This is a genomic window from Myxococcus sp. AB025B (assembly GCF_006518215.1).
In the GTDB taxonomy this organism is placed as follows: Bacteria; Myxococcota; Myxococcia; order Myxococcales; family Myxococcaceae; genus Myxococcus; species Myxococcus fulvus.
The window spans coordinates 1-13,159 of the sequence record NZ_SRLW01000065.1; the positions used below are offsets into that span (position 1 = coordinate 1).

The following is a 13,159-nucleotide window of genomic DNA, read 5'->3' on the forward strand; positions in this document are numbered from 1 at the left end:
GCTGCTCGCCTCGCTGCGGCCCTCGCGGAAAGGGGCATGATTATGCGGAGCCGCCGCGCCGGTCTCCTCCTCGGACTGGCGCGCGGCATGCCCCTCAACTCCGCATAACGCCGGACTCGGCATAATTGCGCTTATGCGGCGCACCGCATAAGAGGAAGCCGATTGATGGCCTCATGGAGGGTGAGGCGGAGTACGCGTTCGTTGTCCCTTTGGGCCAAGCCTTAGCCATGCTATAAAGAGAAATAGCCCACCCTCTTGCGGCGCAAATATCTATGAATTCAGATAAATTTGCAAAGATTGCAGATTCACTCAGACAATACCGGCGCGCCGAGTTGCTTGATTTTGAGAAAGAGGTAGGCGCCAACCCAATCGAGGCGCTCTACGTCGACCCTCTTCCATCAAATGCAATCCTGAAAACCATCCTACTAAACAACACGACATTCATCATCGGAAGAAAAGGTACGGGCAAAAGCACAATATTCGCAAAAGCCCAGTCTGAGATTCGAAAAACCAGCGATACAATATCCATCTACATAGACGTAAAAAGTCTGCATGAACTGCTAACAACTTCTGACACTCCTATAAAAGCCCTGGGCGACGCCGAAATATCCGACCCTATCTACCGAGCACATCTTTTAAGGAAAGGATTTCTTGGTTCCGTCATCGCCGACCTCATCAAGGAACTGAAGGCCAGTTACGAGAAAAGTTCCATCTTCGATCGGTGGCTAGGCCAGAAACGCCAGTACAAAGATGTTGTTGAGACGCTGGAGCGCTTGGCGTCAGAGGTGAAGTCAACCAAGCTTTCGCAAGAGGAAATCCCAATCCTTCGGACGATTTCCGCAAAAACAAAAGAAGCAGCAAAAAACACGCAGTCCACAAAAGCCACAGACAAAAGTGAACTTAAACTCGGAGCGAAATCCGAAGCCAAGGGTTCGCTCGGGTCGGAAGCTTTTGACGAAAGCGTGAGCGACAGTGAGACCTACGCAGAATATGCCGATGCGGTCCTGCGATCCTTTCCATTTCAAGAGATCCTGAAACAGGTTCGTGATTTCCTATACGAAGCACAGCTCAGCAGGTTGTTTGTATTTTTTGACGACTTTTCTGAACTGTCCTGGGTCGACCAAAAGCTCTTTGTTGATGTCGTTCTTTCTCCCCTCAACAACGCAAGCAATGAAGCTGTCAAGCTCAAGGTCGCCGGGTATCCCGGAAGGATCTACTACGGCAAGATTGATCCTGGAAAGGTTGATACCGTTGGCTTGGATTTTTACCAACTATACAAGGCTTCAGACATTCAAACGAGCGAAGCAGCGGCAATAAACTATCTCGAAAGACTACTAACTACCCGGTTTCAGAAATTCCAGGAGACCATTGCCGTTTATTTTGACGCATCACTACCGTTGGCCGAGTATTTTCGTCTGCTTTTCGAGGTAACTCTTAATGTCCCCCGCCTGATCGGGTACATTTTCCATCATTGCTATCTAGACAAAGTGGCAAAGGGCCAGCAAATAACTGCGACGGCTATCCGCTTGGCCGCACTGAAGTATTACGAGACAGTTGTCGCGAAGTACTTTGACCGAATGCATCGGTTCGCCATGGAACCGTTTGAGCAAAAGCTTGACCGACACAATCAGCACCAACTGATTCGATTCCTTGTCGAAGCAGCCAAGCGAATCAAACGCGAAATAACAAATGGCTCCGTGGGCGGCAAGTACTTCGAGGGGTTAAACAACCCTCCTGTGAGTCATTTCGCAGTCAGCCCTTCCCTGGAAAGCCTGCTTTCATCTCTTGAGCTTAACTTCCTGGTCACGAAGTACCACGAGATGCGTGACAAGAGCGGGAAAGACGTATCTATTTTTGCTTTTTTCTATGGTCTATGCGAAGCAGAGCGTCTTTCCTGGGGATACCCCCGTGGACGTCGCGATGACAGGAGTTATTTCGTTCAAAGATGCTTCGACTACAATGTTGAGATTCAGCAGTTTCTGGCAAAAAGCAAGACAATACGCTGCGGCGCGTGTGGCGCTTGCTATGGCATGGAAAAGAAGGACAGTATCGAGTTCTACAAATGGCGATGCGCCGAATGCCAAGACGGAATCTGCACAATAGTCTCTCTCGGCGATGATTTTAGAGCCGAGGTTGAAAGCCTGAGCAAGAAGACGGCACTGCCCGTGGTTGAGCTGGAAATACTCGAGACACTAAATGAGGAGAGCACGCCTATGCGCGCGGGGGAGATTGCAGCGCTTGTTGATGCGACTCCTCAACTTGTCGGCCACCGCACATCGAAGCTTCAAGAGATGGGCTTAGTAAAGAAGACGCCCAGTGGGGGAGTTGTAAAGAACAGCATTACGGACAAAGCAAGGCAGCGCTACTTTGGAGTAAGCTCTCCTTCGGCGGATGCGGATGAGACTGAGTAATAGTGAGCGCATCGCCGCCGCCTATGACGTCGAGTCCTTCCGCCGCCAGGGCCAGCGGCTGGTGGACACGCTGGCGGACTACCTGGCCCAGGCCGAGCGCGGCGAGGACCTGCCGGTGTTGCCCTGGGCCGCGCCCGCCGTGAGTGTGGACCGCTTCCCCGCCGCCTTCCCCGAGGAGCCCACGGGCGACTTCGCGGAGCTGGTGGCGCGCGTGCTCTCCGGCTCCAACCACCTGCACCACCCGCGCTACGTGGGCCACCAGGTGACGGCCCCCGTGCCGCTGGCCGCGCTGTGCGACGCCGTCTCCTCGCTGCTCAACAACGGCATGGCCGTGTACGAGATGGGCCCCGTCTCCACCGCCATGGAGCGCAACGTGCTGCGCTGGATGGCCGCGCGCCTGGGCCTGCCGGAGTCCGCGGACGGCGTGCTCACCTCCGGCGGCTCGCTGGGCAACCTCACCGCCCTGCTCGCGGCCCGACAGGCCAAGGCCGGCTACGACGCGTGGAACGAGGGCGCCCACGCGGGCCCGCCGCTCGCGGTGCTGGTGCCCGCCTCCGCCCACTACAGCCTGTCGCGCGCCCTCCGCGTCATGGGCTGGGGCCAGGGCGGCGCCATCCCCGTCGCCGTGGACGAGCGCTTCCGCCTGCGCCCCGACGCGCTCGGCCCCGCGCTGGAGTCCGCCACGCGACAGGGCCGCAAGGTCATCGCCGTCGTCGCCAGCGCGGGCTCCACCGCCACCGGCGCGTTCGACCCGCTGGAGCCCGTGGCGGACTTCTGCGAGCACCACGGCCTGTGGTTCCACGTGGACGCCGCGCACGGCGCCTCCGCCGCGCTCAGCGCCGCCCATCGCCACCAGGTGCGCGGAATCGCCCGCGCGGACTCCGTCGTCTGGGACGCGCACAAGGGCCTGCTCATGCCCGCGCTGGTGACGGCGGTGCTCTTCCGCGACGGCGCGCGCTCCTTCGAGTCCTTCGCCCAGGAGGCCAGCTACCTCTTCGGCGACACCGAGCGCCCGTGGAGCGACGTGGCCCTGCGCACGCTGGAGTGCACCAAGGAGATGATGGCGCTCAAGCTGTACGCCTGCCTGAGCGTGCTGGGCACCCGCCTGTTCGCCGACGCGGTGACGGAGTCCTACGCCCTCACCCGCCGCTTCGCCGAGCGGCTCTCCCAGGCCGCCGACTTCCAGGTCCCCGTCCCGCCCGACTGCAACATCCTCTGCTTCCGCCACACCCCCGGACACGTGCCGCCCGAGGCGTGGGACGCGCTGCAGGCCCGCCTGCGCGAGCGGCTGGTGACGCGCGGAGACTTCTACCTGGTGCAGACGAAGCTGCCCCAGGGCGTGTTCCTGCGCGTCACCGTCATCAACCCGCTCACCACCGACGCGGACCTGGACGCGCTGATGGAGGCGCTCAGGACGGCAGCTCGACGGTGAACTCGCTGCCGACGCCCGGCTCGGACGCCACCGAGACGACGCCGCCCAGCACCGACACCATCTCCCGCACCAGCGTCAGCCCCAGCCCCACCCCCGGCTTGGACTTGTGCTCCAACGGCTCCAGGTGCGCGAAGGGCTCGAAGATGTGGGCCTGCTCGGCGCGGGGGATGCCAGGCCCGGTGTCGCGCACCCGCAGGCGCCAGCCCTGGGGCCGCGCCTCCACCGCCACCGACACCCCGCCCCGCTCGGTGTACTTCACCGCGTTGGACACCAGGTTGAGCAGCACCATCTGCACGATGCGCGGGTCCGTGCGCGCCACCGCCTGCCCCCGAGGCCGGTCCCACTCCAGCGCCAGCCCCTTGCGCCGCGCCTCCAGCCGCGCCTCCTCCACCACCTCGTCCACCACCGCGCCCAGGTCCACCGCCTCGCGCCGCACCACCAGCCGCCCCTCCTCCAGCTGGTTGTACTGGAGCACCATCTCCACCATGTCGCGCAGCCGCAGCGTGGAGCGGTGCATCCGGTCGAACATGTCCAGCGCCCGGGGCGGCAGCCCTCCCAGCTCCCGCTGCAGCGCGTGCTGGGTGAGCTGCAACACCGACAGCGGCGTGCGCAGCTCGTGTGACACCAGCTGCAACAGCGTGCTGCGCGACGCGCTGGCGCGCTCGGTGGTCTCCAGCGCCACCTCCAGCTGCCGCTTGCGCATGCCCAACTCGCGCGCCATCGCCTCCAGGTCCACCGAGCGCGCGGCGAGCAGCCCCTGCAGCACCTCGCGCGTGCGCTTCATCACGGCCAGGTTCGTCACCCGCGCCACCAGCTCCTCGGACACGAAGGGCTTCACCACGTAGTCCTGCGCGCCCCCGCGCAGCAGGTCCACCCTCAGCGCGTCATCCGCGCGCGCGGTGAGCAGCAGGATGGGCGTGGACTCCAGCCCCGGGCGCGTGCGCACCGCGCGCACCAGCTGGTCTCCGCCCATGCGCGGCATCATCAAGTCGCTCACGATGACGTCCGGCAGCATCCGCTCCGCCTTCGCCAGCCCCTCCAGGCCGTCCTCGGCGGTGGCCACCTGGAAGTCCTTCGCCAGCGTGTCCACCAGATAGCGGCGCATCTCCTGGGTGTCCTCCACCACCAGCACGCGCGGCCGGCTCGAGTCATCCGACCGCGTGGCCACCGCCGCCTCGCGCTCGGGCGGCCGCAGCACGTCCAGCTCCGCGTGCGCCGCCTCGACATCCACCTCGTGCGCCGGGGCGTCCGCGCGCGCCGAGAGCTTCACCCCCGTGGGCGCGAGCAGCGGCAGCTCCACCACGAAGCGCGCGCCGCCACCCGGGCGCTCCTCCACCCAGATGCGCCCCTCGTGCAGCGCCACGAAGTCCCGGGCGATGGCCAGCCCCAGCCCCGTGCCCCTGGTGTCGCGCGTGGTGGCCGCGTCCCCCTGGCGGAAGCGCTCGAAGATGCTCTCGCGATGCTCGACGGGCACGCCCGGCCCGCTGTCCTCCACCACCAGCCGCCCCTGGCCCGCCTCCGCGCTCACCGCCACGCGGATGTGCCCACCCTCGGGCGTGAACTTGGCCGCGTTGGACAGCAGGTTGAGCACCACGCGCTCCACCTTCTCCGGGTCCACCTGCGCCGGCAGCATCGCGGGCAAGTCCAGCGCGAAGTCCAGCTTGCGCTCGGCCACCAGCCCCTCGAAGTTCTCCGCGCCCAGCCGCACCAGCCGCGCCAGGTCCACCTCCTCGTACGACAGCCGCATCTGCCCCGCGTCCAGCTTGGCCACGTCGAGCAGCGCGTTGACGTGCCGGAGCAGCACGCGCGCGTTGCGGCGCACCACCTCCAAATCCCGGTGCGCCGCGTCCGGCAGCGTGCCCTGCTGGAGCAGCCGGTCCACCGGCCCCAGGATGAGCGTCAGCGGCGTGCGCAGCTCATGGCTGACGTTGGCGAAGAAGCCGGTGCGCTGCGCCTCGGAGGCCTTCAGCTTCGCGTACAGCGTCTCCAGCTCCCGCGAGCTCTTCTCCAGCTGCACCCGGCGCTCCTCCGACAGCCGCGCCGCCTCCGTCACCTCCACCACCCGCCCGCGCAGCGGCACCAGGTACATGCCCGTGGCCACCGAGGCCACCGCCGTCACCACCTTGATGCCGCCCCCCAGGTAGTAGGCCGAGTACCAGACGTTCCACACCTCCATCAGGTGCGTCAGCCCACACGCGCCGATGAAGACCCCGAACGACAGAATCATCCCGCCGAAGGGCAGCCGCGCCCGCCGCACCAGCGCGTACAGCGTCAGCGAGATGAAGAAGTACGCCGAGCCGATGAGGACGTCCGACAGGACGTGCATCGCCACCAGGTCCTGCTTCCACAGGTAGCAGTGCCCGTGAGGCATGTTCCAGGCACCGTAGAAGAAGTCCCGCAGGCCCTCTGTGAGCTGGGAGAACCGCTCCAGGGAAACCGCGCCGCGCACCGCATGTCCGAGCTGGTCGTTCATGGCGTTCCCTTCCACTGTCACGCATGGCGGGGGGCCCCCACGGCTGTTCCCCCCGGAGGAAGTATTCCATGCAAAACAGGTGACTCTTGCCACCCCCCATCTCACACCGGGGCGAGGGGAAAGGGCATGAGACGTGGGTACACGCGCCGGGTGCTGGACAGTCGCCCCCCGGGTCGAAATGCGATAGAGCCCGAGCCGCCATGCTCGTCTCCCTGGTCATCCCCGTCTACAACGAGATTCCCACCCTGGCGGAGCTGCTGCGCCGCTGCATCGCGGTCGACTTCCCCAAGGAGCTTGTCCTCGTGGACGATTGCTCCCGGGACGGAAGCCGGGAGCTGTTGCAGCAGCTCGCCGAGCAGGGTGTGGGCCTGCTGGGGGGCACGCCGAAGAACCGCAACGAGGTCCGGGTCCTGTTCCAGGAGCAGAACCAGGGCAAGGGCGCCGCGCTGCGCAGGGGCTTCGCCGAGGCCACCGGGGACATCATCCTCGTGCAGGACGCGGACCTGGAGTACGACCCGCGCGACATCCCCCGGGTGATTCAGCCCATCCTGGACGGTGAGGCCGACGTCGTCTTCGGCAGCCGCTTCACGGGGACGCCCCGCCGGGTGCTGTACTTCTGGCACACGGTGCTCAACAACCTGCTGACCACGCTCTCCAACATGACGAGCGGGCTGAACCTCACCGACATGGAGACCTGCTACAAGGCCTTCCGCGCCGAGGTGCTGCGCTCCGTCGAGGTGGAGGAGGACCGCTTCGGCTTCGAGCCCGAAATCACCGCCAAGGTGGCCCGCGGCAACTGGCGCATCTACGAGGTGCCCATCAGCTACCACGGGCGCACGTACGAGGAGGGCAAGAAGATTGGCTGGAAGGACGGCGTGCGCGCCCTCTACGTCATCGGCAAGTACGCACTGAAGCGCTAGTCACGCGCGTCGTCCGGGAAGGTCCCGTCCCCTCGCGGGACAGGGTGACCTCCCGGGTCGTCCGGCGCGGGCCTCGCGTGCACGAGGTCCGCCCGGACACGCGCCCCCTTCACGATTAGCGCCGGGTGCCGCTGTCGCTGGTGCCCGAGGGGCCCGCCTGGGTGCCCGTGGTGCCGCCGGTGCTGGTGTTGTCGGGCCCCGCGCCCGAGCCGCCGGTGCCGCCCGTGGTGTTCGGGTTGCCCGTGCTGGTGCCGCTCGCGCCCGTGCCGCCGGTGCCGCCCGGGCTGGTGCCGCTGGTGGCCGGGTCGTTCGTGCTGCTCGTGCCCGACGTATCCGTGGTGTCCGTCCCGCTCGCGCCGCTGCCGCCGGAGCCCGTGCCGTTGAGGTCGGAGCCGGTGCCGCTCGAGCCGCTGACATCCGAGCCGGTGCTGCTGCTCCCCGCGCCCGTGCCGTAGACACCGGAGCCGGTGCTGCCCGGCTGGGTGCCCGAGCCCTGGACATCGGAGCTGCTGCCGCTGCCACCGATGCCGTCGTCGCTCGAGCCCGCACCGCCGTGGTCCTGCGTGGCGCCACTCGGGACGGCGTCCTGCGAGCCCCCCGTCATCTCCGTCGTGCGGCCCGAGCCCCCTGTGCCCTGCTCGTCGCGCGCATCCGTGGACTGCCGGGACTCACAGGCCCAGCCCAGCGCCATCGCCGGCACCAGCGCGCCAATCAACCACCCTCTTCGGAAATCCTTCATGGTCGTGCTCCCCACCCCTGTGGACCTCTCAATGTGAAAACGAGGCGCACGAAGGACAGGGGCGCGGCGACGGGTGTCGGGCCGTCGCTCGGAGAGCAGGACGCCCAGACACATCGCCCCTTCCGTGGACTGTGAGGCAAGGGAGCGTGCTCGCGCGGCAGGGGGCCGCGACGGGGGCGGTGAGGCTCACCGCCCCCCAGGCGGACAGGCTACCCGTGGGCGCGCGTCTCCTCCGGAGCAGAGGGCTCGGGCGGCGGCACCGAGGGCGGCGCGCCCAGCAGCAGCGCCTTCGCCGCGTCCACCGCCTCGCTCGTCCCCGTCAGCGCGAGCACGTCGCCCACCCGCAGCACCTCCTGCGCGGTGGGCACCGACAGGCTCTGCTCGCCGCGCTGGATGGCCAGCACCGTCGCGCCCGTGAGGCCACGCAGGTTCACCTGGGCCAGCGTCTTGCCCGCCCCGGGGCTCGACTCCTCCAGCCGCACGGAGGCCGGCGCGCCCAGGCCCGGCAACAGCCCCTGCACGTGGTCCAGCGCGTGCTCCTCCGCGCCCGGCTCCTTCGAGTGCGACTGCGCCGCCAGCGCCGCCACCAGCACCTGCGCGCCGGCGCGCACGTGGCCGTGCAGGTTCGTCGCCCCGCGCCAGAACGCGACGCCCAGCGCGCCCACCAGCACCAGCAACACCAGGGGGCCCGCCACGCCCTTCAGGAAGGGCTGCGTCACCACCACCACCGGGATGGCCACCAGCAGGACGATGCCCACCTGCAGCGTGACGAGCAGCACCCGCCGAGGCGCCGCGGCCAGGTCCAGCTTGCCGTCCTTGCGCGCCGGCAGCGCCGCCTCCGACAGAATCGAGCCCAGCCGCCGCGCCATGCCGATGACGCCCAGGATGAACGGCACCGCCAGCAGCACCGCGCCGCCCAGGATGAGGTTCTTCGACAGGTCCTCGTCCACGCCCGTCTGGACCTCGACGAAGTGGGCCATGCGGTCCGCCATCAGCGCCGTGCCGATGACCAGGACCACCAGCAGCACCGCGTCCAGCACCAACAGCCGGATGAGGCGCCGCACGCCCGCGCCCAACGTCTCCCGACGCGGCGCCTGCCGCAGCCGCTCCACCCACGTACCGTACAGCGTGACGAAGGTCTGCAGGGGCTTGGGCAGCTTGCGGTCCACCCACGACGCCACCGGCCCCGAGGCCTTGATGAGCAGGGGCGTGGTGAGCGTGGTGATGGCCGACACGGCCACCGCCACCGGATAGATGAACGAGCCGGTGGCCTTCAGCGACAGGCCCAGCGCGGCGATGATGAAGGAGAACTCGCCAATCTGCGCCAGGCTCAGGCCCGCCTGCACGGAGGTGCGCGTGCTGTTGCCCGTCAGGAACGCGCCCAGCGCCACGCTGACCAGCTTGCCGACGATGACCACCACGGTGAGCACCAGGATGGCCGCCCAGTGCTCCATGATGAGCGCGGGGCTGATGAGCATGCCCACCGACACGAAGAAGATGGCCGCGAACATGTCGCGCACCGGCTGCACCAGGTGCTCGACCAGCTTCTCCTCACCCGACTCCGCCACCAGCGAGCCCGCGAGGAACGCGCCCAGCGCCACCGAGTAGCCGAACGACTGGGCCAGCAGCGCCACCGCGAAGCAGATGCCCACGCTCGTCACGAGCGTCGTCTCCGGCCGGTTCAGCTTGATGACCGCGCGCATGGCCCGGGGGATGATGAACAGGCCCACCGCCACCAGGCCCACCAGGAACGCCACCAGCTTGCCCGTGGTCAGCGTCAGGTCCTTCACGGACAGGCCCGCGCCCGTGGAGATGGCCGTCAGCGTGGCCATCAGCAGCACCGCGATGAGGTCCTCGACGATGAGCACGCCCACCACCAGCTCCCGCAGCTTCCCGCGGATGCCCTGCTCGTCGAACACCTTGGCGATGATGGTGGTGCTGGACACGGCGATGATGGCGCCGGTGAAGATGCTCTCCAGCGTCGTCCAGCCGAAGGCGCGCCCCACCACGAAGCCCAGCCACACCATGATGCTGCACTGGATGACGGCCGTGAGCCCGGCGGTGAACCCCACCGAGAACAGCTTGCGCAGGCTGAACTCCAGCCCGAGCGAGAACATCAGCAGGATGACGCCCAGCTCCGACAGCGTCGTCACCACCTCCTGGTTGGCGACCAGCGGAATCGGCAGGTAGGGGCCCACCACGAGGCCCGCGAGGATGTAGCCGAGCACCACGGGCTGGCGCAGCTTCTGGAAGACCACCGTCGTCACCGCGGCGACGCACAGGACAATGGCAATGGCCTGGAGGACCTCGTGGGCTCCGTGCATCAGGTCACCTCAATCTGGAAGACTCGGATGGGACGCGCCCCGCTCTTTTCCGAGGACTCGGAAAGACAAGGGCCATCCCTCGGGGATGAAAGGAAAAGACGACGTCACGCCGGGCTTCTCGCCCGGACCACCGCGGGACTCCACGCGCGACCCCGGCCCGGCAGAGGGCCCGCGTCGCGCACGGGTCAGCCGAACTCGGGCGGTCCGCGCAGCGTCCGACTGGCGATGGAGGGACGGTCCGCGACTTCCCCGCTCGACGTGGGCGCCGCCGGGGCACGACGTTCGCGCAGGGTGACGCGCGTGAAGGCGTGGTGACGCTCGCGGCCCCAGCGGTACAGGGCCAGCAGGTCCGGCTCCAGCCCCGTGCGGGTCCGCACCGAGGGGGCCGCGAAGACGACGGGCCCCGCGCCCACATGGAGCCCCAGGTCCCAGCCGCCCAGGTCCGTGATGTGGAACTGCGCGCCCCAGCGCCGCGAGGACTTCTTGGAGGACCCGGCGCCCTGGAGCACCGACGTCACGCCGGAGTCGGCGTAGAAGCCGCGCTCGGGGGTGCTTCGGGTGGGGCACTCGGCGTCCCCGGCGCGCAGGACGGTCGCCAGGACCAGCGCCATGCCCAGGGCCAGCAGCCCGGCACGGAGCAGCTCACCCCCGGAACCGGGCATTCGCGATGTCGGGCCGGGGGAGCGCATCGGCCGTTCAGGTACTACGCCGGACATGGCCCCGTAAAGCGCGGGTTGTCCCCCGCCCGCCAGTCCGCTCAAGCCCCACCGCGCGGACGAGGTGGCGAGCGCGCGGAGCGGCGGCGCGGCCATGTGCCCGTGGCTCCACGCGCCCTGACGCGAGGGGACGACACCCCGCTCCAGGCGGGTGCGTCACCGGGCTGTAGGCCCATGTCCTCCTCTCCACGAATGAGTCGACCGGGACGGGGCGCGAAGGCGCGCGTGGACGATGACAACGTCCGCCCGTGCACAGCGATGGCAGGCGTCGATGCGGCGCGTGCATGGGCGTGCGGCCGAGGGGGAGCATCCCTAGGTTGAGGGGGTGCTTTCACGATTCCTGCTCTACGGGTGCACGGGTTGGGTGCTGGAGGTCCTCTTCACGGGGGCGAACGCGGCCCTGCGCCGGGACAGGAGCGCCACGGCGCAGACCTATCTCTGGATGCACCCCATCTACGGGGGGACGGCGCTGGCGCTGGAGGAGGTCTCCGCCAGGCTCAAGCCCCTGCCCCGGCCGGTGAGGGCGCTGGCCTACACGGCCCTCATCTTCGGGGCGGAGTACGCCACGGGGTGGCTCTTGAAGAAGGTGCTCGGCCGCTGCCCGTGGGACTACACGCCGCACCGCTGGAGCGTGCACGGGCTCATCCGCCTGGACTACGCGCCCGCCTGGTACCTCACCGCGCTGCTGTTCGAGCCGGTCCGCGACGGGCTGCTCCACGTCACCAGCGAGGCCTTGCGGCACACGCCCGAGTACCGGGAGGCCGAGGAGGCCGGGGTGGTGCCCGCCGGGTGCCTTCCCGAGGGCGAGGCGGAGCAGGCGGGTGTGGTGGCCACGCGCTTCGAGCGGGCCCAGGTGGTGGAAGTCTCCCCCTGAGGCGGGGGTTCGTGGGGGGTGGCCCTTCCCCCGCCCGAGTCCGCTGGTCGACTGCTCCCCAGGCGGTTGTGAAAGGGCTTCCGGCTTTTCTTCCTCCGTGCCGCGTCGCGTAGTACCTTCGCGACCGCATTCCCCCACGCGCCAGCGGGAAATTCCGCCGACTCTCCGAAAGTTTCCGCCCTCGTATGTTCGACTGGCTTCACACCCTCTTTTCGCGCGACCTCGCCATCGACCTCGGCACGGCGAACACGCTCATCTACATCCGCGGTCAGGGCATCGTGTCCAACGAGCCCTCGGTGGTGGCCGTCCAGCAGGACGCGCGCGGGGGCAAGAAGGTCCTCGCGGTGGGCAAGGAAGCCAAGGAGATGTTGGGCCGCACGCCGGGCAACATCGTCGCCATCCGGCCGATGAAGGACGGCGTCATCGCCGACTTCGAAATCACGGCGGCGATGCTGCGCTACTTCATCCAGAGCGCGCACAACCGCAAGACGCTGGTGAACCCGCGCATCATCATCGGCATCCCCTCTGGAATCACGGAGGTGGAGCGCCGCGCGGTGCGCGAGGCGGCGGCGAACGCGGGCGCGCGCGAGGTCTACCTGATTGAGCAGCCCATGGCGGCGGCCATCGGCGCGGGCCTTCCGGTGACGGAGCCCAGCGGCAACATGATTGTGGACATCGGCGGTGGCACGTCCGACGTCGCGGTCATCAGTCTGGCGGGCATCGTGTTCGCCAAGAGCGTGCGCATCGGCGGCGACAAGCTGGACGAGGCGATCATCCAGTACGTGAAGCGCAAGTACAACCTGCTCATCGGCGAGCGCACGGCGGAGCTCATCAAGATGGGCATCGGCACGGCGTATCCGACGGACGAGGTCATGACCATGGAGATCAAGGGTCGCGACCTGGTGGCCGGTGTGCCGCGCACGCTGACGGTGTCGAGCGACGAGGTGCGTGACGCGCTCGCCGAGCCGGTGAACGGCATCGTCGAGGCGGTGAAGCTGACGCTGGAGCGCACGCCGCCGGAGCTGGCGGGTGACATCGCCGACAGGGGCATCGTGCTGGCCGGTGGTGGGGCGCTCTTGAAGAACCTGGACACGCTGTTGCGTGAGGAGACGGGCCTGCCGGTGTTCCTGGCCGAGGACCCGCTGTCCGCCGTGGTGATTGGCGCGGGCAAGGCGCTGGAGTCGCTCGACATCCTCCGCCAGGTCTGCCAGCCGGGCTGAGCTTCGGCCCTGTCGTGAGCACCGCGGCGCCGTGCCTCCTGGAGGCCGGC

The 13,159-nt window shown here is 67.6% G+C and carries 9 protein-coding genes; 5 read left to right on the forward strand and 4 right to left on the reverse strand.

Going from position 1 to position 13,159, the window contains the following annotated elements; all coding sequences use genetic code 11:
* The first annotated feature begins 272 nt into the window (after positions 1-272).
* On the forward strand, positions 273-2,411 hold the full coding sequence (locus FL311_RS13445; RefSeq protein ID WP_141325533.1) for a transcriptional regulator: 2,139 nt from the start codon (positions 273-275) through the stop codon (positions 2,409-2,411).
* Entirely contained in the window at positions 2,398-3,843 is a 1,446-nt protein-coding gene (locus tag FL311_RS13450; protein ID WP_141325535.1) for an aminotransferase class I/II-fold pyridoxal phosphate-dependent enzyme, read from the forward strand. The genes FL311_RS13445 and FL311_RS13450 overlap by 14 nt, the downstream gene beginning before the upstream one ends.
* Here FL311_RS13450 and FL311_RS13455 read toward each other — a convergent pair.
* Positions 3,821-6,316, reverse strand: coding sequence for an ATP-binding protein (locus FL311_RS13455; protein WP_141325537.1), 2,496 nt, complete (start codon positions 6,314-6,316; stop codon positions 3,821-3,823). The two genes, FL311_RS13450 and FL311_RS13455, sit on opposite strands and share 23 nt — an antisense overlap.
* Positions 6,317-6,516: 200 nt before the next feature.
* On the opposite strand from FL311_RS13455, the gene FL311_RS13460 reads away from it, so the two are divergent.
* Positions 6,517-7,236: a glycosyltransferase family 2 protein gene (locus FL311_RS13460; protein ID WP_141325539.1), complete on the forward strand. Its 720-nt coding sequence runs from the start codon at positions 6,517-6,519 to the stop codon at positions 7,234-7,236.
* A 115-nt stretch (positions 7,237-7,351) separates the two neighbouring features.
* Here the strand turns inward: FL311_RS13460 and FL311_RS13465 are convergent, their stop codons facing one another.
* From FL311_RS13465 to FL311_RS13475, 3 genes are all read right to left on the reverse strand, one after another.
* Positions 7,352-7,975, reverse strand: coding sequence for a hypothetical protein (locus tag FL311_RS13465; protein WP_141325541.1), 624 nt, complete (start codon positions 7,973-7,975; stop codon positions 7,352-7,354).
* A 209-nt stretch (positions 7,976-8,184) separates the two neighbouring features.
* On the reverse strand, positions 8,185-10,299 hold the full coding sequence (locus FL311_RS13470; RefSeq protein ID WP_141325543.1) for a cation:proton antiporter: 2,115 nt from the start codon (positions 10,297-10,299) through the stop codon (positions 8,185-8,187).
* 185 nt (positions 10,300-10,484) lie between these two features.
* On the reverse strand, positions 10,485-10,961 hold the full coding sequence (locus tag FL311_RS13475) for a hypothetical protein (RefSeq protein WP_141325545.1): 477 nt from the start codon (positions 10,959-10,961) through the stop codon (positions 10,485-10,487).
* Between the two features lie 379 nt (positions 10,962-11,340).
* Here FL311_RS13475 and FL311_RS13480 point away from each other — a divergent pair, with 379 nt between their 5' ends.
* Positions 11,341-11,889, forward strand: coding sequence for a hypothetical protein (locus FL311_RS13480; protein WP_141325547.1), 549 nt, complete (start codon positions 11,341-11,343; stop codon positions 11,887-11,889).
* 185 nt (positions 11,890-12,074) lie between these two features.
* Positions 12,075-13,109, forward strand: coding sequence for a rod shape-determining protein (locus FL311_RS13485; protein WP_011556714.1), 1,035 nt, complete (start codon positions 12,075-12,077; stop codon positions 13,107-13,109).
* Positions 13,110-13,159 lie beyond the last annotated feature (50 nt).

Excerpts from the sequence above, each read along its gene's own strand:
- FL311_RS13445 (WP_141325533.1), top strand. The coding sequence starts at position 273 with ATGAATTCAGATAAATTTGCAAAGATTGCAGATTCACTCAGACAATAC.
- FL311_RS13460 (WP_141325539.1), top strand. The coding sequence starts at position 6,517 with ATGCTCGTCTCCCTGGTCATCCCCGTCTACAACGAGATTCCCACCCTG.
- FL311_RS13475 (WP_141325545.1), bottom strand. The coding sequence starts at position 10,961 with ATGCCCGGTTCCGGGGGTGAGCTGCTCCGTGCCGGGCTGCTGGCCCTG.
- FL311_RS13485 (WP_011556714.1), top strand. The coding sequence starts at position 12,075 with ATGTTCGACTGGCTTCACACCCTCTTTTCGCGCGACCTCGCCATCGAC.
- FL311_RS13455 (WP_141325537.1), bottom strand. The coding sequence starts at position 6,316 with ATGAACGACCAGCTCGGACATGCGGTGCGCGGCGCGGTTTCCCTGGAG.
- FL311_RS13470 (WP_141325543.1), bottom strand. The coding sequence starts at position 10,299 with ATGCACGGAGCCCACGAGGTCCTCCAGGCCATTGCCATTGTCCTGTGC.
- FL311_RS13450 (WP_141325535.1), top strand. The coding sequence starts at position 2,398 with ATGAGACTGAGTAATAGTGAGCGCATCGCCGCCGCCTATGACGTCGAG.
- FL311_RS13465 (WP_141325541.1), bottom strand. The coding sequence starts at position 7,975 with ATGAAGGATTTCCGAAGAGGGTGGTTGATTGGCGCGCTGGTGCCGGCG.